Source organism: Streptomyces sp. CT34, assembly GCF_000805335.1.
Classification (GTDB): Bacteria; Actinomycetota; Actinomycetes; order Streptomycetales; family Streptomycetaceae; genus Streptomyces.
The window spans coordinates 714,472-736,710 of sequence record NZ_KN708638.1; the positions used below are offsets into that span (position 1 = coordinate 714,472).

General features: G+C 71.4%; 18 protein-coding genes. 5 read left to right on the plus strand and 13 right to left on the minus strand.

The window, feature by feature from the left end; all coding sequences use genetic code 11:
* Positions 1–6: 6 nt before the first annotated feature.
* The gene (locus RZ84_RS03145) at positions 7–981 is read right to left on the minus strand and encodes a helix-turn-helix transcriptional regulator (RefSeq protein WP_043263002.1); all 975 of its coding nucleotides are present in this window, start codon (positions 979–981) and stop codon (positions 7–9) included.
* A 114-nt stretch (positions 982–1,095) separates the two neighbouring features.
* Here RZ84_RS03145 and RZ84_RS03150 point away from each other — a divergent pair, with 114 nt between their 5' ends.
* From RZ84_RS03150 to RZ84_RS03160, 3 genes are all read left to right on the plus strand, one after another.
* Positions 1,096–1,665 carry a DinB family protein gene (locus RZ84_RS03150; protein WP_052229744.1) on the plus strand — a complete coding sequence of 190 codons (570 nt, stop codon included), beginning with the start codon at positions 1,096–1,098 and terminating at the stop codon, positions 1,663–1,665.
* A gap of 282 nt (positions 1,666–1,947) precedes the next feature.
* Complete coding sequence (locus tag RZ84_RS03155; protein WP_043263003.1) at positions 1,948–2,379, plus strand: GNAT family N-acetyltransferase; 432 nt, start codon at positions 1,948–1,950, stop codon at positions 2,377–2,379.
* 79 nt (positions 2,380–2,458) lie between these two features.
* On the plus strand, positions 2,459–3,535 hold the full coding sequence (locus RZ84_RS03160; protein ID WP_241777535.1) for a D-alanine--D-alanine ligase family protein: 1,077 nt from the start codon (positions 2,459–2,461) through the stop codon (positions 3,533–3,535).
* A 61-nt stretch (positions 3,536–3,596) separates the two neighbouring features.
* Here RZ84_RS03160 and RZ84_RS03165 read toward each other — a convergent pair whose 3' ends face one another.
* Positions 3,597–4,340 (minus strand): SOS response-associated peptidase, encoded by a 744-nt coding sequence (locus RZ84_RS03165; protein WP_043263005.1) that lies wholly within the window; start codon positions 4,338–4,340, stop codon positions 3,597–3,599.
* A gap of 251 nt (positions 4,341–4,591) precedes the next feature.
* On the opposite strand from RZ84_RS03165, the gene RZ84_RS03170 reads away from it, so the two are divergent.
* The gene (locus RZ84_RS03170; RefSeq protein WP_043263006.1) at positions 4,592–5,419 is read left to right on the plus strand and encodes an SDR family oxidoreductase; all 828 of its coding nucleotides are present in this window, start codon (positions 4,592–4,594) and stop codon (positions 5,417–5,419) included.
* Positions 5,420–6,315: 896 nt separating this feature from the next.
* Entirely contained in the window at positions 6,316–7,437 is a 1,122-nt protein-coding gene (locus tag RZ84_RS03175) for a PP2C family protein-serine/threonine phosphatase (protein WP_078893543.1), read from the plus strand.
* A 57-nt stretch (positions 7,438–7,494) separates the two neighbouring features.
* Here the strand turns inward: RZ84_RS03175 and RZ84_RS03180 are convergent, their stop codons facing one another.
* The 11 genes from RZ84_RS03180 to RZ84_RS40490 all read right to left on the minus strand — a co-directional run.
* Entirely contained in the window at positions 7,495–8,205 is a 711-nt protein-coding gene (locus tag RZ84_RS03180; protein ID WP_043263007.1) for an SDR family oxidoreductase, read from the minus strand.
* Positions 8,206–8,797: 592 nt separating this feature from the next.
* The gene (locus RZ84_RS03185; RefSeq protein WP_043263008.1) at positions 8,798–9,859 is read right to left on the minus strand and encodes a C45 family autoproteolytic acyltransferase/hydolase; all 1,062 of its coding nucleotides are present in this window, start codon (positions 9,857–9,859) and stop codon (positions 8,798–8,800) included.
* Positions 9,856–10,470 carry a GNAT family N-acetyltransferase gene (locus RZ84_RS03190; protein ID WP_043263009.1) on the minus strand — a complete coding sequence of 205 codons (615 nt, stop codon included), beginning with the start codon at positions 10,468–10,470 and terminating at the stop codon, positions 9,856–9,858. Before RZ84_RS03190 ends, RZ84_RS03185 begins: the two co-directional genes overlap by 4 nt.
* Positions 10,471–10,472: 2 nt before the next feature.
* Positions 10,473–10,736, minus strand: a complete 264-nt coding sequence (locus tag RZ84_RS03195; protein WP_043263010.1) for a hypothetical protein — start codon at positions 10,734–10,736, stop codon at positions 10,473–10,475.
* Positions 10,726–12,252, minus strand: a complete 1,527-nt coding sequence (locus RZ84_RS03200; RefSeq protein ID WP_043269002.1) for an AMP-binding protein — start codon at positions 12,250–12,252, stop codon at positions 10,726–10,728. The genes RZ84_RS03195 and RZ84_RS03200 overlap by 11 nt, the downstream gene beginning before the upstream one ends.
* A 14-nt stretch (positions 12,253–12,266) precedes the next feature.
* Positions 12,267–15,587, minus strand: coding sequence for a non-ribosomal peptide synthetase (locus RZ84_RS03205; protein ID WP_043263011.1), 3,321 nt, complete (start codon positions 15,585–15,587; stop codon positions 12,267–12,269).
* Positions 15,584–17,860: a class I tRNA ligase family protein gene (locus tag RZ84_RS03210; protein WP_052229745.1), complete on the minus strand. Its 2,277-nt coding sequence runs from the start codon at positions 17,858–17,860 to the stop codon at positions 15,584–15,586. The genes RZ84_RS03205 and RZ84_RS03210 overlap by 4 nt, the downstream gene beginning before the upstream one ends.
* The gene (locus RZ84_RS03215; protein WP_043263012.1) at positions 17,857–18,927 is read right to left on the minus strand and encodes an NAD(P)/FAD-dependent oxidoreductase; all 1,071 of its coding nucleotides are present in this window, start codon (positions 18,925–18,927) and stop codon (positions 17,857–17,859) included. The genes RZ84_RS03210 and RZ84_RS03215 overlap by 4 nt, the downstream gene beginning before the upstream one ends.
* Positions 18,927–20,246 carry a lysine N(6)-hydroxylase/L-ornithine N(5)-oxygenase family protein gene (locus tag RZ84_RS03220; protein ID WP_043263013.1) on the minus strand — a complete coding sequence of 440 codons (1,320 nt, stop codon included), beginning with the start codon at positions 20,244–20,246 and terminating at the stop codon, positions 18,927–18,929. The genes RZ84_RS03215 and RZ84_RS03220 overlap by 1 nt, the downstream gene beginning before the upstream one ends.
* Before the next feature lie 309 nt (positions 20,247–20,555).
* Positions 20,556–21,686, minus strand: coding sequence for a cytochrome P450 (locus tag RZ84_RS03225; protein ID WP_043263014.1), 1,131 nt, complete (start codon positions 21,684–21,686; stop codon positions 20,556–20,558).
* A 132-nt stretch (positions 21,687–21,818) separates the two neighbouring features.
* A partial coding sequence (locus RZ84_RS40490) for an acyl-CoA dehydrogenase family protein (protein WP_241777537.1) occupies positions 21,819–22,239 on the minus strand: 421 nt, incomplete at its 5' end.

A 22,239-nucleotide genomic window follows, 5' to 3' on the forward strand; every position in this document is an offset into this window, starting at 1 on the left:
CCAGCCCTAGCCACCGGTGCGCCGGCGCGACGCGCGGTTGAACCGGGTACCCCAGTCGCGGATCCGGTCGAGCAGTTCGGGCGGGTGCAGCACGTGGAAGTCCGCGCCGAGCACGCCCATTGCCATGGCCGGCCAGTCCAGGGAGTCGGCGGTCATGCGTACGCGGCAGTGCCCGGCGTCAACTTCCTCGATCGTTCCCCACCGGCCGATCCGTTCCCGCACGGTCGCGGCCGGGGCGTCGACCAGGACCTCCACGCGGTACGGGCGGGGCACGTTGCTCAGGCGGGCGCGGACGAATTCGGCGGCGTCGGCGGCCGGCAGGTCGCGAAGCCGGAACCGGGAGCCGGTGCTGTGCGGTGCGGTGAGCCGGTCGACCCGGAAGGTGCGCCAGTCGTGCCGGGTGAGGTCGTAGGCGACCAGGTACCAGCGCCGGCCAAGACGGACCAGGCGATGGGGTTCGACGTGCCGGTCGGTGTTCCGGTCGTCGGCGGCCGTGTAGGAGAAGCGGAGTTGCTCGGTGTCCCGGCAGGCCAAGGCAATCGTGGTGAGGACGGCCGGGTCGACGTCCGCCCCGGCCGCCGTGCCCCAGTCGGCGGGCTCGGTCATCGTGCGCAGACTCTCCACCCGGCGCCGCAGCCGGGCCGGCATCACCTGCACCACCTTGGCCAGCACCCGGACCGAGGACTCGGCGATGCCCTCCACCGCGCCCTGGGCGGCGGTCTGCAACCCCACCGCCAGGGCCACCGCCTCCTCGTCGTCGATCACCAGCGGCGGCAGTGCCGCGCCCGCGGCGAGCTGGTAGCCGCCCTCGACGCCGCGCTGCGCCTCGACCGGATATCCCAGCTCGCGCAGCCGGTCGATGTCCCGCCGAAGGGTGCGGACCGAGATCCCCAGTCGCCCGGCCAGCTCGGTGCCTGGCCAGTACCGGTGGGTCTGAAGCAGGGACAGCAATCGCAATGTCCGGGTACTGGTATTTGCCATGCTCCTGATTCTCCCCGGAATTAGGTCAGAAAGTGACCGCTATGGCTCCTAACGTGATACCCGACCGACGGAACAGAGACACCGGCGGCACGGATTCAAGGGAAGACGGAGACCATGAGCGAGAACATCACCGGCACGGAGTCCACCAACCGCGACCTGGCCAACGCTCCGGCCGCCGCCGGCGAGCGTGCCGACCTGCTGGAGTTGCTGGCCCACCAGCGGCGCTTCCTGCGCTTCACCACCCGCGATCTCACCGACGACCAGGCCCGGCAGCGGACCACGGCCAGCGAGCTGTGCCTGGGCGGTCTGATCAAGCACGTCGCCTCGGTCGAGCGGAACTGGGTGAACTTCATCCTGGAGGGCCCCTCCGCGATGGGTGACTTCACCGCCATGACGGAGGCCGACTGGGCCCGTCGAGCCGACGATTTCCGACTGCTGCCCACCGAGACGCTGGCCGGCGTGCTTGCCGACTACGAGGAAGTAGCCAGCCGCACCGATGAGTTGGTGACAACCCTGCCCGACCTGAACGCCGCCCAGCCGCTGCCGAAGGCCCCGTGGTTCGAAGCCGGGGCGCACTGGACCGCGCGTCGGGTGGTGATGCACATCATCGCCGAGACCGCGCAGCACGCCGGCCACGCCGACATCATCCGCGAGTCCCTGGACGGCGCCAAGAGCATGGGCTGATGGGCCAATGGGCCAACTGGCCGGCAGGACTGGCTCGTTGCTGCCCTGCGATCCGGCGCGCCCCGTCCTCGTACGGTCGACTCGTACGAGGACGCGGGCACCCTGCGATTCGGCACGCTGACGGTCGCGCACCGCCACTGCGGTGTAGCGAAGTGACGTAGCAGGTCGTCGTGACGGGCCGGCCGTCGGGCCGCCCGTTGCTCCGCCACACACCCGGGAACTACTTTGTTTTTCAAAGTTAATGCTTGGAAAAACAAAGTGCTCTCGCTACGCTGCTTCCCCATGACCAGAAACAGGGAAGATGGATACGCGCTCTCCACGGACCCGGACCGGCTCGATGTCGCCCTGGTGCACCGCTGGCTCTCGACCGATGCGTACTGGGCACTGGAACGCAGCCGGGAAACCGTCGAGCAGTCGATACGCGGCTCGGTGAACTTCGGCATCTATGACACCGCCGGCTCCCAAGTCGCTTACGCGCGCGTCGTCACCGACCGGGCAACCTTCGCCTGGCTGTGCGACGTCTATGTCGCTCCTGCACACCGCGGCAAGGGTCTTGGAACCTGGATGGCCGGCGCCGTGCGCGATCACCTCGCGCCCTACAAGCTCAAGCGCGTTCTGCTCGCCACTCGCGACGCGCACGAGGTCTACGCGAAGGTCGGCTTCGCGTCGCTCCCGAACCCGGAGAGCTTGATGGTCTTGAGTCCGGCGTCATGAACCGACCGGTCACAAGGTCAATTGATCGTTGCCCAATGCGGCCGAGCCGGCCGGTCGACGCCGGCCCGGGTACGGGAGCGTGCGCAACACCGGCGGGAATGGAGCGAAGGGGGCAGGCATGCGTGTGGTGATCTTGTGTGGTGGGGAGAGCCCCGAACGAGATGTCTCCCTGGCCTCGGGCCGGTCGGTGGCCCGGGCGTTGCTTGATCTACGGCATGAGGTGGTGCTGGTCGACCCGGCTGCCGAGGTGCCGGTGTTGGCCGGGCCGCTGCATCCCGGTGACGCGGTCGCCGAGTTCGCGGTGGGGAAGGAACCACCGTCCCTCTCGGCACGGCATGAGTCGAGGCGGCGCATGCACGCCGCGCTGACCGGCGGACCGGTCCTGGAGCTGCTGCGCGACGCCGAGTTGGTGTTCCTCGCGTTGCACGGCGGCTGGGGCGAGGACGGGCATGTCCAGGCGCTGCTGGAGATGGCGGGCGTGCGGTTCACCGGTGCGGGCAGCGGTGCCTGCTCGGCGGCGTGGCACAAGGGGCGGGCGCAAGCGGTGGTGGGTGCGGCCGGTGTGCCGGTGGTCGAGCGGGTCCTGTGGCGGCCCGAGGCGGGCGAGGTGCCACCGGATGTGAAGCGGCTGGTGACCGATGGGCCGGTGGTGGTCAAGCCGGTCGCGGGCGGTTCGAGTGTGTCGGTCTGCCGTGTCGACTCGCTCGCTCAGCTGACGCAGGTTGCGGCCGAGGCCCGGTCCGGTGATGGGGCGCTGATGGTGGAACCGTTCCTTTCGGGGCGGGAGTTCACCGTGGGCGTGGTCGGTGGCCAGGTGCTCCCGGTGGTCGAGATCGAGCTGACGACGGCGGTGTTCGACTACACGGCCAAGTATCAGCCCGGGGCGGTGAGCGAAGTGTGCCCGGCGCGGGCGCCGGCCAACTTCACTGCCCGGCTACAGGAGTTGTCCCTGCGTGCGCACCAGGATCTCGGCTTCGGCGGTGACGCGTACTCACGCACCGACTTCCGTTGCGATTCCCACGGCGAACCCATGTGCATCGAAGTCAACGCGCTTCCGGGCCTGACGGCGACGAGCCTGCTGCCGCTCGCGGCAAACGGGGCCGGCTGGGCCTACCCCGACCTGATTCAGCGCATCATGGACCTCGCGACACGCTGAGCGCGCATATCGCGCATGGTCTCGGTCGTCTGCTCGGCGGCGCCTTCGCTGCCGGCCGGCGTCAGACGTGGTCGTCGTCTGCGGCGTCCAGGAGGTGAGGGCCGTTGTTGCGTACGTTGTTGACTGCGGTGGACACCGCTCGGGAATTCAGGTGGCCGGCAGCGGGGGCTGCCAGCAGGGCGCGGAGTTCGTCGGCGTCGTGGTGGTCGGGGTCGAGCCAGGCGTTCCAGTCGGCAGGGGCGATGGCCAGCGGCATGCGGGGGTGGACGTGTCCGGCGGCGTCGGTGGCTTCGGTCGTGATGATCGTGCAGGTCATCCACCACGCCCCGGGGGCGTCGTCGTCAGACACGTCGGGGTCGCGCCAGTACTCGTACAGGCCGGCGAGCGCCATGACCCGGCCGTCCTCGGGGCTGATGAAGTACGGCTGCTTGCGGGCCTTGGTCGTCTCGGTTGCCGCGATGGCCTGCCATTCGTAGAAGCCGTCGGCGGGCAGGAGGCAGCGGCGCTTTGCGAACGCCCGACGGTAGGCCGGCTTCTCCGCGACGGTTTCGACCCTGGCATTGATCATCTTGGCGCCGACGTTCAGGCTCTTCGCCCAGGACGGCACCAGGCCCCAGCGCAGCGGTCGCAGCTGCCGGGTGATCTCGCCGGTGTCGCGCTCGACGCGTTCGAGGACCGACCACACGTCATCGGTCGGAGCCACGTTCCAGCTCGGGGCGAGCTCCTGGGCGGGGTCCCAGGAGGTGACGTCGAACACGCCCGCAAGATCCTGCGGGCGGCGGGTGGAGACGTATCGGCCGCACATACCCCCACCCTGCCACGTGGCGGTCCGGTGGCCGGCAGTACGCTCCGAGTGGCCTCCGCGGGCGCACCCCACGGCGAGTGGAGACGAGGCCGACGCCGAATCCGACGAGGGGCAGCTGGGTCGGTGGGGAGGGTTCCGCGAGAGGCTCAGACCGGGACTCGTACCGGGATCGGGGTCCCACCGGTCTCCGTTGGCGAAAATCCCCTGGCAAGCCGCACGTGGCGCCGCACGGGTCCGTAACGTGGCGGATCGTGAACATCCTCATCGTAGGCGGAAGCGGCTTTCTGGGCCGGGAGTTGACTCGGCAGGCATGGGCTGCCGGGCACGCCGTGACGGCGACCTTCGCGACCCGCGCCGGCGACATCCCCGGGGTCCGCCGGCTGCCCATGGACCTGCGTCACAGCGCCGAGATCGCAGCGGCCCTCGCGGAAACGCAGCCGGACGCCGTCATCAATGCGGCGTACCGCAAGACCGACTGGGCAACAACGGCCGACGGCGCGATCCGCCTCGCTCTGGCGGCCACTCAGCACGGATCCCGGCTGGTGCACGTATCCAGCGACGCCGTCTTCTCCGGCGCCGACGTCCACTACGACGAATCCGCCACGCCGGATCCCATCACCCCGTACGGGGCTGCGAAGGCCGCGGCCGAAACCGCGATCCGCCTGTTCGCCCCGACCACCGTCATCGCTCGCACCTCGCTGATCATCGGCGACGGTGGCTCCGTGCACGAGGCATTCATCCACGAGCTGGCCGCCGGGCGACGACGTGGCGTGCTGTTCACCGATGAAATCCGGTGCCCCGTCCACGTAGCCGACCTCGCCCGGGCCCTTCTTGAGCTGACCGTCTCCGACCACACCGGCGTGTGCCACCTCGCCGGTTCCGATGCCATCAGCCGTCATGAACTCGGTCTCCTGGTAGCCGACCGCGATGAGCTGGACGCCGCCATGCTGACCGCCGGCAGCCGCGCCGGCACCGGTTCCCCAGGGGCGCTGGACGTCCGCTTGGACAGCACGCGGACACAACGCACCTTGCGCACCACACTGCGCGGCGCCCGCGACTTCCTGCGTCGCGAACGATGATTTGTACCTCCCCGCATGGGAGTTGAGAAGCCAGGGCTTGCCAGATCCCGGGTTTGCCAGATCCAGGGGTTGCCGGATCCCGGGTTTGCCGGGCTCCGGAAGGCGATCGCAGTGGGTGCCGCTGTGGTGGGGATGGTCCCGTCGGCCGGCCGAGCTGGTCAACGGGGCAGCCGGCCGAGCTGCTCAAAGGGGCAGGCTGCTCGGCTTTCCCGCGCGGGTCTTTCCGACGTAGCGGTTGATGGCCGGGAGGCTTGTCGCCTTGAGCACCGCGCGGCGGACGTGGAGTTGTCAGGCGGAGTTGGGGACGACCAGCGGGCGGCGTTCCGCGCGGTGCGCTGTCGGTCCGCGACGACCGGCCGCCATGACTTTTCGTAGTGGTCGAGAGCGGCCTTAGTGCGCGAGTAAGCCTGCCGGCCCGGCCCCTGACGTGAGCTCACGTAGATCGGTCATCGGCCCGGCAGGCCGCCGGGACGGAGCCCGAACGCCGTGGTCACCCGCCTGGTGAGGTCGTCCTCGGTCATCGTGGTGTAGATCTCGATGGTGCGCAGCTGAAGACGGAACGACGTTCCGGATCCGTACCGGAACGTCGTTCCGCTTTTCCTCGGATGTCAGGACGCCAGAGCGGGCCCGGCAAGCGGCTCGCCGGCGCACGGCTGTCTGGACGTGCCACGCCCGCGGCGGGTGCCTGCCGCGTCTTCGCTGCGATCGGCTCGGCGCACCACGTACGCACCTTGCCCTGAGCACGTTTCCGCCGGAACCTCGGTTACGCGCCCCGGTCGACGCTGCCGGTGTCGTCACCGCCGGGCACCCCCTGCCGCGCGCTCACGACTGGCAGGCGTCATCCGGCCCGAGGATGCTTGAGGTGTGGTACAGCGCGACAGAGCGGGAGCGGGGACGTGAAGGCGCTGAGCGTGGTGCGCGCCACCGTGGGACGCTGGTGTCTGCGCCACCTTCAGCTGCTCCCCGTCCTTCTGCTGGCCGGAGGTGCCCTGTTCGACTACGCCACCCCGCCGCATGTCAGTGCGGAAGCCTTCTACACGGCCGCGCCGATGACCGCTGCCGCACTGCTGTCACTGCGCGCGACCGTCCTGGCGGGCATCGGAGCCTGTGCCACCGACATCGCGCTGCTCACTCACTTCGGGTTTCTGCCGGGTTCCGGCGGGCTGAGCGAACTGGCGGCGGTCGCGACCGTCTCGGTCCTCGCCGTCGTCGTCAACCGCCTCATGTACTACAGCTACGTACGGCTGCAATCCGCACGCAGGATCGCACTGGCCGCGCAGCGCGCCGTGTTGCCGCAGCCACCGGCCTCGATCGGACCGCTGCGGATCGCGGTGCGTTATCAGGCAGCTGTGAAGGACGCACAGATCGGTGGCGACTTCTACGGCGCGCAGGACACTCCGTACGGTGTGCGCTGTCTGGTCGGCGACGTACGGGGCAAGGGCCTGAACGCGGTCAGGGTGGTGGCGGTGGCCATGGGGGCGTTCCGGGAGGCCGTCGAGGAGGAACCGACACTCGTGGGGCTCGCGGCCCGGCTGGAGCGGGCACTGCTGCGGGAGAGAGAGCGGCGTACGGGGCCCGAGCGGATCGAGGGGTTCGTCACCGGCGTGCTCGTCGAGATCCCGCCCGGCGACGACGAAGTGCGGCTGGTCAATCGCGGCCACCCCGCGCCGCTGTTGCTGCACGCCGGCCGGGTACGCAGCGCGGAGCCGTCCGAGCCGGCCCTTCCCCTGGGTCTGGCGGAGCTGTCCGCCGGCCGGCAGCGGACCGACACGGTGCCCTTCCCCTCAGGGGCCACTCTCCTGCTGTACACCGACGGCCTGAACGAGGCGCGAAACCGCGCCGGGGACTTCTACGACCCGGCAACCAGGCTGACCGGGCGCGAGTTTCCCGGGCCGGATGCACTGCTCGACGCCCTGCTCTCCGACGTGAATCACCACACCGGTGGCCGCATCAGCGATGACATGGCGCTGCTCGCGGTCAACCGTGCACCGGCCGCACCGGGAGACGATCCTCGATGACGCCCTGTGCGTGGTGCGGTCGCGACGCCCGCACGCGGTGGGGCGTGACGCGTTCTGTCAGCGTCCGCCCAGGCTGCTCCCGCCATCGACGTCGAGAACGTGGCCGGTAATGAACCCCGCCTCGTCCGACAGCAAGAACGCCACAGCCGCGGCGACGTCGTCGGGGGTGCCCAGACGCCCCATCGGAATCGACGCAATCGCCCTTCGCTCGCCCTCGCTGCCGACCGGCCGCGCACGACGGAACAACTCCGTCGCCGTCGGGCCGGGCGACACCGCGTTGGACGTGATGCCATCCGGGGCCAACTCCAACGCCCACGACCGCGTGCACCCCACCAGCGCGCTCTTGGCCGCCGCATAGGACGTACGGTCCTTGGCCCCATACGTCGCCCGCGAGGTGATGTTCACGATCCGACCGAACCGCTCCGCACGCATACCCGGCACCAGCGCCTGGACGATCTGAACCGAAGCACGCAGGTTCAGGTCCACCACCTGCTGCATGACCGCCAAGTCCAGGTCCTCGATGGGCTGAGGCTGGGCGATACCCGCGTTGTTGACCACCCGGCACACCGTACGCCCCCGGGTCGCCTCCTTGAGCATGCGCGCGGTGTCCTCGACATCGGACAGATCGCACCGCAGGAACGTGCCGGGGAACTCACCCTCGGGCGCACTCCGCGCCACACCGACGACCCCGTACCCCGCCTCCGCCAACCGCCGAGAAACCGCCAACCCGATGCCCTTGCTGGCGCCGGTGACCAGAACGTCTTTCATGCCGCTCCCCAAACCTCCACAGTTTTCCGGGCGTTGCTCGCCCAGTGCCCTCGAACACGGTCGCGCACACCATGGTGACACGCCCGCAACCACACATGCGGAATCCCAGTCACCGCCACGGCCTCAACACGGCGATCCTGTCGGCTCGGGAGGGAGTCCGCCAAGATCGTGCCGAACCCCACAGGCAACACGAAAGGGCCCTCACCTTGGCCCGCTTGCTCGACTGGTTGACGGTGCCGCGCAGATCCTCCGGGAGTTTCATTCCGGCGCCACAGATGGTGGGTGCGGACGCCTCCCAGCCGGGCGGTCCGGTCCGGGATCACGGATGGTGGGTGCGGGGCCAGGGAGTTGGGTCTTGAGCCACCCCCCAACCGGGACACTCGGGGTGCCACCTCCGACGCGGTACCGCCATGGCCGGTCCCGCATCCACCCGTTCCACCCGTACCGCGGCGCCGCACCGCGGTACGGGTGGAACGGGTGGAACGGGTGGAACGGGTGGATGCGCGGCCAGGTCTTCCGGTCCTCCCTTCCTTGCCCCTCCTTCCTTTCCCTTACCCTGTCCTCCCCAACAGGTCCGTGCTCCTGTCCTCCCCTACAGGCGGAAGGTCTGGGTCCGGGACAGTGACGGGTCGCCGGGGCGTACGTGGAGTTCGCCGCGGTCGGGGAACATGACGACGGCCGCCACGGTGCGCTCGGCGCGGATGTCGCCCCGGTCGGGGACGCAGATGGGGGGCTGTGCCATGAGGGCGAAGTGTTCCTCCGCGCCGGCGCCGGGCGGCAGTTCGTCCAGGCCGGCGGTGGCCGCCTTCAGTCTGCGCACCGAGGAGTTGCGGGCGAAGACGTTGATCTCGTCGCCCGGTGCGAAGTCGGGGTGCAGGAAGTGGTTGGTGTGCGCGACGTGGGATCGGGCCGGGTCGTCCGGCTCGATGACGCGGAGGTCGTCGCCGAGGATCTCGACGCATACCGCTCGCTGCCGGTCGCACAGCACGATCGTCCGGGAGCTGGCGAGCGGGAGGGTGCGCAGGATCTCCAGGCCCTCGGTGACGTCGTGTGCGGTGTCCAGCACGTGGCGGATGGCGAGGTAGGGCGGTACGCCGGGGCGCCAGTCACCGCCCAGGACCAGATTGAGGCCCACGGCGAGGCCGTCGCTGTTCAGGCCGAGGTAGCCGAGCAGGCCGCCGAAGCTGAGGACCAGCGAGCGGCGGGGTGAACCGGTGCGGGCGATCTCCAGGACGCCGAGGTAGTCGTCCAGGTTGCCGTTGAGGTCGACGGTTTGGGAGAGGACCGGGACGGTGTGCCCGGTGCGGGCGTAGGTGGTGCAGTCGCCGGCGGTCGGGATCCGGCGATAGCCCATGATCTCGCGGCGCAGTTGCAGCAGCCATGCCTCGTCCTGGGTGATCCCGGCGCCCGCCGCGAGCCCCGCGACCTCCGCTGCCTGGTCCGGCAGGGCCGCCGCGACCGCCGCCCGGTAGGCGGCGATCGACGGCAGCAGCCCCTCCCAGGTGACCGGCTCCTGCAGAACCTTGTTCAGGCGGCAGAGCGAGTCGTCGAGGAAGGTGCGCAGCGGACCGGCGAGGGCCTCGCCGTGGGCGCGGCCGACGGCGTAGGGGTCGCCGGACGCGCGGACGAGTGGGATGCCCCCGCCCCCGGTCATCCGACGGCGTCCAGCTGGGTGACCTTCGGCTTGGTGGCCAGCTCCTGCTTGACCCGCGGCCATTCGGCGCGCAGGACGCTGTAGAAGATGGCGTCGCGGCGGCGTCCGCCGGGCATGAAGTTGAAGCTGCGCAGGGTGCCTTCCTCGACGGCTCCGATGTTGCGCAGGCCGCGGCGGGCCTGGGTGTTGAGGATGTCGGTCTTGAACTCGACGCGTTCCGCGTTGAGTTGCTCGAAGGCGTGCTCCAGCAGGAGGTACTTCGCCCAGCGGTTGATGCCCTGGCCGCGGAAGTCGCGGCCCAGCCACGACCAGCCGATCTCCAGCCGGGCGTCGGCCTCGGCCATGTTGCCGTAGCTCATGCTGCCCGCGACCCGGCCGCTGGACTTGTCGGTGATGATGAAGACGACGCGCCGGCCGGCCGCCTGGTCGGCGAGGCAGGCGTCGAAGAACTTCTCGAAGTCGGCGTCGGTCTCCACCGCGGAGACGAAGTAGCGCCAGATGTCGGGGTCCATGGCGACCGCTCGGACGGGCTCGCGGTCCGCTTCGGTGACCGGTCGCACCAGGAGGTGTGTGTTCTCCAGGACCGCTGCTGCGTTCTGTGCCCAGGCCATGGTCAAGCCGCCTTGTTGGTGTGTCGGGTCAGGGACTCGGCGACGCTGCGCAGGGTGCGCATCTCGGCGAGGTCGTGCTCGGTGAAGTTCGCGAGATCGGTGTCGGTGGCCTCGCACACCTCGGTGAGGAAGAGGACCTTGTTGAGGGAGGTCAGGCCGTAGATGCCGGCCATGTCGGCGTCGAGGTCGAGGGCGTCGGGGGCGACGGGCGGGTTGAGTACCGCGGAGAGGTGTTCCCGGGTGGCGTTCTCGATGTCAGACCGCATGGATGCCTTCCTTGCTGTCGTGGATCCCGGCCCTGTGGGCGGCGAGGATCTGCTGGCGCTTGGGCTTGTACTGCGAGGTGAGCAGACCGTTGTCGATACTGAACGGAGTGGTGGCGACGACGACCCGGCTGATCCGCTCGTCGGCGGCCAACGAGGCGTTGGTTTGGGAGAGTTGGGCGGCGATGGCGTCCCGGTCCGCGGGCACCGAGGCGGGTGAGACGACGGCGACCAGCTCGGTCTGGGCGGGGCAGTAGAGCACGCACTCGGCGATGGCCGGGCTGGTGCGCATGCTCTCCTCGATGGGCCGGACGATGACCTTCTTGCCGTTGTCGAGGACGATGACGTCGTCGGCGCGTCCGCGGATGAAGAGGAAGCCGTCCGCGTCGAGATGGCCGAGGTCGCCGGTGCGTACGGTGCCGTCGGGGCCGAAGATCCGCTCGGAGTCGCCGGGGGCCGCATACGCGTAGTGGTCGTTGACGGGGTGGTCGCTGCGGACGGTGATGACGCCGTCCTCGTCCAGCAGCACCTGCTTGCCGGGCAGCACCTGTCCGACGCTGCCCGCCCGGTTGGCGCCGGGGTGGTTCTTGGTGACGATGCAGGTCTCGTTGAGCCCGTAGCCCTCGTAGATCGGCAGGCCGGCCTCGGTGAAGAACCGGAGCGTGGTGGCGTCGGCGGGGGCGGATCCGGTCCACAGGTAGCGGATGCGGTCGCCGAACATCCGGCGTGCCGCCTCCGGGACGGTCCGGGTACCGTCCGCGCGGCGCACCCGTGCCTCGATCTGCCGCCTGGCCGTTTCGAAGAAGGCGGGGACGCCCATGACGACGGTCGGCCGGGTGCGGCGCAGTGCGGCGAAGGCGGCCTCGTAGGTGCTGATGGTGACGTCGTGGCCGTGGACGAGCGCCGAGTAGACCCAGTAGCGCTGCTGGAGCAGGGACAGCGGCAGGAAGACGAACAGGTCGTCCCCCGGCTTGTGTTCGAAGATCTCCTGGACCGCGGCCAGCGAGCTGTCGATGCTGCCAACGGTGGCGCCGAGGCCCTTGGGGGTGCCGGTGCTGCCGGAGGTGAACTTGACGGTGGTGACCTCGCGCGGCGCCCAGTGGACGGGGGGCAGCGGCTCGGTGCCGGGGTCCTCCGGGTCTTCGACGAGGGCGCGGACCTCGCCGATCGGCACGGCCCGGGGGTCGTCGGCGGGCCGGTCGGTGAAGAGGAGGGTGACGTCGTAGCGGCTGATGAGCCCGTCGTCGGGGTCGAACTTGCCGGGTTCGAAGCCGGCGGTCTCCGCCTTCAGGCGCAGCGCGGCGAGGTCGAGCAGCACCCATTCCAGGCAGTTGGCGGCCAGGATGCCGATCCGGTCGCCGGGACCGATGCCGCGGGCGCGCAGCCGCCGGGCGAGGCGGCCGGCGCGTTCGTACAGGTCCGGAAGGCCGAGGGTTTCGGTGCCGTCGAGGCGGGCGAAGGAGATCTGCCCGCCGAGCGGCGCGGTGGATACGAGGTGGTTGACGGTGGAGTGGTCGATCGTGGGGTGGTCGCTCACGGTGCCTCCTCGCCCGTGGTCAGGGCCGCGGCCATGGCCCGGACGGTGTCCATGTCCGCGAACACGTCGAGCGGGATGGTGACCCCGAAGCGCTTGCGGACGGCGGTCAGGATGCGGGCGGCGGCGATGGAGTCGCCGCCGAGGGCGCCCAGGCTGTCGTCGAGGCCGACCCGGGTGCCGCGCAGCACCCGGGACCAGATGTCGACCAGGGCCTTTTCGGTGTCGGTGGTGGGTTCGCCGCCGCTGGGGGCGTCGGCGGCGGGGGTGGTCTCCTCGACGGCGAGGTCCGCGAGTCGGGCCCGGTCGACCTTGCCGTTCTTGGTCAGCGGCAGGTGCTCGTGCCAGACCACGGCGGTGGGCACCATGTAGTCGGGCAGGTCCCGGCGCAGGGCCTCGCGCAGTTCGGCCACCGCGGGCCGGGCCTCGCCGGCCGGCACCAGGTGGGCCACCAGCCGGTCGCCGCGGGCCCCCGGGCGGCCGGCGACCACGGCCTTGGCGATGGCGTCGAGGGCGACCAGCCGGGTCTCGACCTCGCCGGCCTCGATGCGGTAGCCGTTGACCTTGATCTGGAAGTCGCTGCGGCCCAGGATCGCGATGTCGCCGCTGGGCAGGTAGCGGCCCAGGTCGCCGGTGCGGTAGAGGCGTTCACCGCGCCGGACGTCGTGGACGAAGCGTTCCGCGGTGCGTCGGCTGTCGCCCCAGTAGCCGCGGGCCAGTCCGGTGCCGGCCGCGCAGATCTCGCCGGTGACCCAGTCGGGACAGTCCAGGCCGTCCCGGTCCAGGACGTAGGCGCGGTTGTTGGCGTTGGGGCGGCCGTAGGGGATGGATTCGCTGCCGTCCTCCTCGGGCGCCACCGGGTGCAGGATGTTCCAGATCGTCGTCTCGGTCGGGCCGCCCAGCGAGATGACGTCCAGGTCGGGCTTGAGGCGGCGCAGTGCGTCCGGCAGGGCCGGCGGGATGCGGTCGCCGCTCATCATGACCAGGCGCAGCGCCGGCGGGGTGGTGGCGTCGGCGACGGCCTGATCGTGCATCAGGGACACGATGGCGGGTACCGAGTTCCACACCGTCACCCCGGCGCTGCGGCACAGCTCCAGCCAGTGGGCGGGGTCGACGGCCTTGTCGCGGTCGGGCATCACCAGGGCCGCGCCGACCGACAGGGCGCCGAAGACGTCCCAGACGGACAGGTCGAAGTTGAAGGCGCTGATGGCGAAGAACCGGTCCCTGGGGGCGATGCCGAACCGCTTGTGGCAGTCGGCGACGACGTTGGCGACGCTGCGGTGGCTGACCATGACGCCCTTGGGCTCGCCCGTGGTACCGGAGGTGTAGAGCACGTAGGCGAGGTCGTCGGGGGCGGAGCCGGGCAGCCGTTGCGGGAGGTCCGCGGCGGTGTCGGCGGGTCGGATGACGTCCAGGCGCAGCACCTCGCGTTCGCCGTCGGGGTCCTGCCAGTCGGTGTTGGTCAGGACCCTGCGCACCCGGCCGTCGCGCAGCATGTACTTCTGCCGTTCGGCGGGCAGGGACGCGTCGACGGGCAGGTAGGCGCCGCCGGCCAGGACGGTGGCGAGGATGCCGACGATCTGTTCCGGGCCGCGGTGCATGACCAGGCCGACCAGTTCGTCCCGGCCCACGCCGCCCGCGCGCAGCCAGCGGGCGGCTGCGGCGGCGCGGCGCAGGAGTTCGCCGTAGCCGATGCGTCGGTCGGAGGTGATCAGGGCGGGTGCGTCGGGGGTGCGCTCGGCCTGCGCGGCGAACGCGTCGCCGAGCATCTCCTCCGGCAGCGGGGTGGCGGTGTCGTTGGCCTCGCGGCGCCGCTCGCGCTGGGCGGCGGGCAGCAGGTCGAAGGTGTTGCGCTGCCAGGCGGCCTCGTCGACGAGGATGCCGAGGAGGGTGCGGTAGCCGTGGGCGAGGTCGTCCAGCAGCCCGTCGGGGAACAGCTCGTCCACGCCGTCGAGTTGGACGACGAGGCCGCCGTGCTGCTCCATCGCGAAGGCGTTGAGCCACACCTGCGGGGTCTGGCTGACGGTGAAGACCTCCGGTCCGAACAACTCCAGCGCGGAGCCGTCGGCCTCGCCGCCGACGAGGCCGAGGGCGCTGTTGAAGGTGAACGGCATCCGGGCGCCCGCCACTCCCCCGCGCCGCCGGGCCAGTTCCTGCATGACGTCGCTGCCGGAGAAGTGCCGGTGGTCCAGGTCGCGGCGCAGCCGGGTCTGCAGGGCGCGGGCGCGCTCCTCGAAGCTGCGGCCGCGGTCGACCTCGGCCTCGACGAGCAGGGTGTCGGAGAAGTTGCCGATGGCCTGGAAGATCCGCGGGTGGACGGGCGGGCGGTTGGCGACGGTGGTGTTGAGGGTGAACCGCGGCCCGGCTCCCCAGGTGGCGAGCGTCTCGGCGTAGGCGGCGAGCAGCAGCGCGGAGGGGGTGAGGCCGGCGAAGGCGGCGCGTTCCTTGAGGGCGGTCCACTCCTGCTCCCCCAGGCGCACCGCGCGCTGCGAGAAGCGGGTGCGGGTGAGCGCCGCCGGGCTGGTGCGCAGCGGCAGGTCGGGGTGCGGGGGGAGGTCGTCGATGCGGGAGAGCCAGTAGTCGCGCGAGCGGCGGGCCGGGGCCCGGTCGCGGCCGGCCGCCAGGGCGGCCACGTACTCCTCGTACGACAGCTCCTCGGGTGCCTCCTCGCCGGCGCCCTCGCGGTAGCGGCGCCACCATTCCCGGAAGAACAGGAACATGCTGATCCCGTCCATGACCAGTCCGTCGTGGCTGACGTGGAGCACCATCCGGTCGTCGGCGAGGAGGGTGACCTCGGCGGCGATCAGCGGCATGTGGTCGGCGGCGAGCACCCGGTGGGAGCGTTCGGCGCGCAGGTCGCGGCGGATCCGCTGCTGCTCCTCGGGGGTCTCGCCGCGCAGGTCGAGACGGGGGATGCGGGGCCGGTACTGGCGGAACTCGGTGACCTGGCGGTCGTCGCCGACGAAGCGGGAGCGCAGCGCGCTGTGCGCGTCCACGACGGCTTCCAGCGCGGACTCCAGCCGGTCGACGTCCCATGCCCCTTCGATCTCGTGGTAGACGTGGCTGGCCACGTCGCCGATCTCGAAGATGCCGCTGCGGCCCAGCAGATAGGCGCGCTGCAAGGGGGTGAGGGGGAAGCCCGGGCCGTGCCGCTCCTCCTCGGCGAGGTGGGCGATCAGCTCCTGCTTCACGCTCTTGATGCGGGCGATGAACTGGGGGTCCATGCGCTCGCGGCCACCTTGGAGCCGCAGGTCGTTGCCGGACAGCGAGACGGATAAGCCGCGGCTTTCTATCTCGCGCAGCACTTCGCGGTAGCTCATCGGTCCTCCACTTCGGCGAGGGCGGCCAGTGCGGCGTCCTCGGCGCGCTCCTCGATCGTCGCGGCGAGCGTGCCGACGTCCTGGCTGCCGAGGAGTTCCTCGACGCTGATGTCCACGTCGAGGGCGTCGAGGATCTGGTACTGGAGGGTGACGGCCTGGAGCGAACTGGTGCCCAACTGGGTGAGGTTGCGGTCGCAGACCCCTTCGTCGTCGGGGAGTTGGAGCACGGTGCGCACCAGGCCGCTCAGCCACGGCACGAGCTGTGGGCCGGCGTGGGCGGGGCGGGGTGCGGGCGCCGCGGTGGGCCGGAAGAACACCGCGTCGGCGAGGCCGATCCGGCTGCCGGGGGCGACGAGTTCGACGGTCTGCGGCCAGACGGCCGGCTCCGGCAGGCCGAGGGCTTCGGCGAGCCGGGTGGCGAAGCGGGGCATGACGGGGGCGGCGGCGTGGGCGAGGAGGCGGGCCGCGGCCAGTTCCAGGGCGATGGCGGTGCGGGCCTCGTTCTCCCATCCGGGGGTCTCGGCGACCAGGGCTTCCTGGCGGGTGAAGCGGACGGTGTCGGTGACGATGCCGTCCAGTTCGGCGGCTGCCTGGTTGAGGGAGAAGGCGTCGGAGCTGAGGGCGCCGGTGACGGCGGCGAGCCGGGCGCCGAGCCGGCCGAGGAAGGCGGAGTGCTCCGGGGTCCAGTTCCCGGCGTCGGGGGCGGTGCCGTCGTGGCGCTTGGCGACCCGGGCGCCGAGGTCGTTCAGCCAGTCCTGCCAGGTCCCGATGAGGGTGTCGTTGAGGGTGGTCTCGTAGGCGGCGCGCTGGAAGTTGGTCCGGGTGCCTTCGGGGCGGGTGGCGGCCAGGAAGTAGCGCACCGCGTCGACGGAGTCGGGGCCGAGGATCTCCTTGCCCCAGATCGCGTGGCGCCGGCTGGTGGAGAACTTGCTGCCTTCGAGGAGGTAGAACTCGTTGACGTGGTAGTCGATGTCGGGGGTCCAGTCGGGGAACGCGAGCCGGTACAGGGCCGGGTAGAGCACCGAGTGGTAGAAGCTGTTGTCGTAGCCGAAGAAGTGGACGATCTTCCAGTCCTGGTCCGGTGCGGCGGCCTGCCAGTCCTCGCCCAGACGGGCGCCGAGTGACTGGATGCCGTGCAGGAAGCCGTAGGACATCTCCGGCCACACCCAGATGACCTGGCCGTCGACGTCCGTCTCGGCCGGGGGGACGCCCCAGCCGGCGGGGTGGCTGACGGGGATGTCCAGGGCCGGGCGGCTGAACAGGCGGTCGGCGAGCTCCCGCAGCCGGGCCGGGACGCGGCCGAGGTGGTGGTGGGCGGCGATGTCGTCGCGGAGGGTGTGCAGCGGCAGGGTCCAGCGGGCCAGGGGGGCGCGGCGGGGCGCGGCCGCCGAGTGGGCGGAGACCGGTTCGGCGAGGTCGGTGACGGTGTTGGGCTCGCCGCACTCCTCGCAGATGTTGCCGCTGGTGCCCGAACCGCAGCCGGGGCAGCCGCCCCTGACGTCCACCTCGTAGAGGTACTGGCCGCTCTCCGCGTCGAAGAGGGCGTCCGCCTCGGTGGCCCGTACGGTGCCGGAGGAGACCACGCGGGAGAAGTAGTCCCGCAGGCCGGGGCGGTAGGTCGGGTCGTTGTTGGTGACGGTGTACTGGTCGGGGGTGATGTCCATCAGCGCGAGCGTCGCTGCGATCTCGGCGCTGTAGTGGGCGGCGGTCTCGGCCGGTTCGCGGCCCTCGGCCGCGGCGGCGGCCGGGACGTAGCTCTGGTAGTCGTCGCTGCCGGTCAGGTGCCAGGCGGCGGTGCCGTTCATCCGCTGGTGGCGGACGAAGGCGTCGGCACCGAGGTAGGGGCCGGAGAGGTGGCCGAGGTGCAGGTCGCCGTTGGGGGTGGGCGGGGTGGAGAAGACGAAGACGGGGCGGTTGCCGAAGGTCTTGCGCCCGGTGTCCCGTGCGGAGACCAGGGCCCGCCCGGCGTCCCGCCAGTACTGGGTGAGGAAGATCAGGTCCTCCTCGCCGGTGTTCTCCAGGACGTGGGACTCGAAGGGCTCGAAGAGCGCCACGGTGCCGGGGGCGGCAGGGTGGCGGTGTCCGTCGATGCGGAACTCGCCGCGGCCGGCGACGATCACGAACATCTCGGTCTCGTCGTGCTGGTGGCTGTCGGAGGCCCGGCCCGGGGCCACCCGGCCCCAGCCGGCGCCGGTGCCCAGGCCCTCGATGCTGCTCATGTCGATGCCGAACGCCTCGGAGAGGGCCGTGCTGTCGTAGGTGTTGATGATCACGCCGCGTCCTTTCGCTGGGACGGAAGGGGGAGGAGATCCACGGCCGCCGCGGCCATGGCCGGGGCGAGCCGGTATCCGGAACCGTTGGCGGCACCGGCGAAGACCACCCGCCGGTCCTCGGTGACCGCGCGGATCAGCGGTTCGTGGTCGGGTCCGTAGGCGTCGCAGAAGACCCGGCCGGAGGCGCAGTGCCCGACCAGTTGGGGGGCGTAGCGGCGGAGCGTGGCGAGCGCCGCGTCCCGGTCGGCGGGGGTCAGGGCGGCGGGGACGGTGTCGGGGTCGACGTCCCACTCCTGGCAGGTGTAGCTGAACAGCCAGTGGCCGCGCTCGTGGTACGGCAGCAGGAAGGCGTCCTCTTCCTGGAAGACGATGGCACGGTCGTCGGGGCCCGGCGGCACTTCGATGTGCAGGGCCACCACCTTCTTCACCCGGGCGCCGAGCGGGGCGAGGAGGTCGCGCCAGGCCGGGGCGGCGAGCCAGGGGCCGGGGGCGAGGACGGTGTGCCCGGCGACGAGGGTGTCGCCGGTGCCGAGGGCCAGGCGGACGCCGTCCGCCTCGGGGGTCACCGCGGTGACCTCGACCCCTTCGCGGAACTCCGCGGCGCGGCGCAGGTCGCGGGCGAGGAGCTGGGTCAGCGTGTGGACGTCCGCGTACTGGCAGCCGTCGCCTTCCCAGGCAGCCATGCCCTCGGGTAACTGCCGGACGGCCGCGGGCAGTTCGGTGGCGGGCCGCAGCTTGGCCTCGGGCAGATAGGCGCGCAGCAGCCGTATGCGGTCCGGTTCGGGGGCGAGGACGGTCATCGGCAGGCGGTGGATGGGGACTTCGGGGCGGGCCGCCCGGAGGTCGGCGTACCACCGCTGGCTGTACGCCGCCATGCGGCGGACCCGCGGCGAGGCGCCGCGCGGGAAGTGCAGGCCGGCCGAGCGCCGGGTGGCGCCGCTGCCGATCGCGTCCCGCTCGACCAGGACCACGTCGGCCTCCGGGGCGCGGGCGAGGATCTCGCGGGTGATCTGGCAGCCGAGCACGCCGGCCCCGATCACCGCGTAGTCGGTGCGCCGGGTCGCCATCACACCCCCCACGGCACGTTGACGCGGGGCTTGGTCCCCCACTCGATGAAGGACGCGAGCTGGTCGACGCTGCGGGCGCCGCGGAGCCGGTCGGCGATGCGCTGGCTGCGCCAGGCGTTCAGGCTGAGGTTGGGGTCGGCCAGGCCGCGTTGGGCGCGGGCCGCGTTCTGCACGAAGATGTTGCGGTCGGCCGGGCCGTCCCAGCGCACCGCGAAGTCCTCGTCGATGCGCAGTTCGTCGCCGTCGCGCTCCAGGCGGTCCGCGATCGGGGCGAGGAAGTCCATGGCGGCGGGCCGGAATCCGGTGGCCCAGACGATGACGTCGGTGTCGAGGTGCTCCAGGGAATCGGGCTCGTCGTTGTGGCGGACGCCGATGTCCCAGCCGCCGGCCGATCCGGCCTCGACCCCGGTCACCTCGCGGTTGGCGTACAGCTCGACGAGGTCGGGGTTGCCGTCCACGAAGCGGTGGAGGTAGATCCGCTGGTAGATCTCGCGCAGCGTGGACTCGGAGATGCCGTCGCTGCTGAGGACGTGCCGGTCGTTGAACGCGGCCCGCGCCTCGGGGCTCAGCCGGTAGAAGTAGTCGGAGTGGGAGGGCATGTAGAAGTCGTTGGTGAACGGCGAGTCGTCTATCGGGAAGAAGTTGCGGCGCCGGGATATCCATGTGACGCGGCGCGGCAGTTCGGCTCCCGGGCGCGAGATCAGGTCCGAGAACGCCTCGGCGCCGGACTGTCCGCCGCCGACCACGACGACGCGTTTGCCGCCGAGGTCCTTGGCGGCGTGCACGAAGTCGTTGACGTGGAACTGGGTGGCGCCGAGGTGGTCACGGCCCTGGGGCGGGACCCAGGACTGGTTGCCGATGCCGATGACGACATTGTCGGCGGTGACGGTGCGCTGGTCGGTGCGGACGGTGAAGACGTCGTGGAAGCCGATCTCCTGGACCGTCTCACCGAAGACGATGTTCTTGTTGCGGCGGCTGGCCCAGGCGAGGTAGTTGCGGAACTCCAGCCGCGGCACGTCGTCGAACTGGGCGTTGAGGAAGTGGTAGACCCGCCCCTGGTCGTGCAGGTAGGCCAGGAACGAGAACGGGGACGTGGGGTCGGAGAGACTGACCAGGTCCTTGAACATGGAGACCTGGAGGGTGGTCCCGGGTATCTGCTGGCCGTCGTGCCAGCCGAAGGACTCCTTGCGGTCGATGAAGAGGTTGTCCACCTCCGGGTAGCCGTGCAGCAGTGACGCCAGACTCAGGTTCGCCGGTCCCACGCCGACTCCCACGCAGCGGTAATGCGCGGTGCCGGGACTGGTTTGCTCGTGCCCCATTGTTCGGACCTCTCCTTCGGGCGGTGCCGGCGGTCGCCGGCTCGGGTCGTGCCGGATAGGGGATGCGCAGGGGAAAGTACGGAGGTGCGGTGGTCGGGCCGTTGAGCGGGCGGCCGGCCGGGCGGGATCGCCGCCGGCCGTCGCGCGAGCCGGCCGCCGGTTCCCCGCAGGGGGCGGCCCGCTCGGTGTCGCGGCGGCCGTGCCGGTGGTCACCGGGCAGCCGGCACGGTGTCGTGGACGGTGCGGTGGCCAGGGTCTGTCAGGCGGGTCGGGCCGTGGTCTGTCCGATGGGTCAGGGTCGGAAAGGCCCTAGAGCACCGGGATGCGGGCGTTGGCGAGCGGACGGTAGGCCGGCTCGGCGGGGAGCCTGGCCAAGTCGGCGCCGGCGGCGAGCAGTTCGGTCAGGACGGCGGCTGCCACGGTGACGGCCAGGGACTCCCCCGGACAGCGGTGGGCGGCGGCGCCGAACGTGAAGACGGCGGGGTCCGGCCGGCCGGGCCGGAAGGCGTGCGGGTCCGGGTTGGCCGCCGGGTCGCGGTTGGCGGCGGCGAGCACCACCAGCACCTGCTCGCCCGGTGCGATCTCGGCGCCGCCGTGGCGGAGGGCTCCGGCGGCGAAACGGCGGGTGTTCTGGACCGGTGCGTCGTGCCGTGCGACCTCGCGGACCAGCGCTTCGGCCGCGGCGCGGGTGGGTGCCTGGGCTCCGCGGGCCAGCGCCAGCAGGGAGTTGCCGATCAGTCCGGCGGTGGCGTCGAACGTCTGGGACAGGAAGCCGACCGCGTTGGCCAGCAGGGCCGCCGTACGGGGCCAGGCGGCGCGCCGCGCGGCCCGCACCAGCTCGGCGAGGAGCCCGGTGCCGTCCTCGCCCTTCTCGATGCCAGGGCCGAGCAGTTCCCGGAGCCGGGCGGCGGCCCGGGACGCCGCCCGGTACTGCTCCGGGCCGGCCGAGGCGGGGATGCACTGGACGAAGTCGCCCGTCAGCCGGGCGGCTTCGGCGTCCAGTCCCCGGTCCAGTCCGCACAGCGCCGCCACGACGCGGGCCGGGACGGCGAACATCAGCTCCTCGTACGGCGGTTGGCCGCCGGCCGCCAGGCACTCACGGGTGCGTTCGGCGGCGAGGCCGGCGGTGTGCGCCGGGTCGAGGTGGCCCAGCGCATCGACGACCACGGACTTCAGGTGCTGCTGGAGCGGGCCGTCGGTCATCCGCACCAGGTCGCCGAAGACCTCGCCGGCCGGGGTTCCGACGATCCCGCCGGGCACCGGTTCGACCGCCGGGCGCACCCGCAGGCAGTCGGCGGTCAGCACGGCCCGCACCGCCGCCGCGTCGCACGCCACCCAGGCGCCCAGGACCGCGTCGAAGGCCAGCGGACGCTCGGCCACGAGCGTCGCGTAGTAGGGGTACGGGTCCGGCAGTCGGACCGCGTCTATCACTGTGGTCACCCGGGGGCTCCTTGCTCGGTGGAACGGTCGAACGGTGAAACGGTGGTCGTGGGGAAAACGGTGGTCGTGGAGGGAGGTGCCGTGGTGGTGGGGAAAGGTGCCATGGTGGGGCGGAGGCCGGTGGCGGCTCCGTCAGACGTCGTGGCGGGCACGGTCCGCGCGCCGCATGTCGAGGGTGCCGGCGATGGTCAGCCGCATGACCTCCGACGTCCCCTCGTAGATGCGCAGCGAGCGGATCTGCCGGTACAGGCGCTCGGTGACGCTGTCCTTGACGACGCCCGACGCCCCGAGGAGCTGGACGGCGGTGTCGACGATGCGCTGGGCCTCTTCGGTGGCGTGGAGCTTGGCGATGTTGGAGTGGCGGGCGAAGCGCGGGGCGCCGCGGTCGGCCTCCCAGGCGGCCCGCGCCACCAGCAGGGCGGCGGCGTTGAGTTGGACGTCCATATCGGCCAGGGCGACCTTGGTGAGCTGCTGGTCGATGAGCAAGCTGCCGCCGATCCGCCGGGTGCGGGCCCGCGCCAGGGCGGTGTCGGCGGCGCGGCGGGGGGAGGCC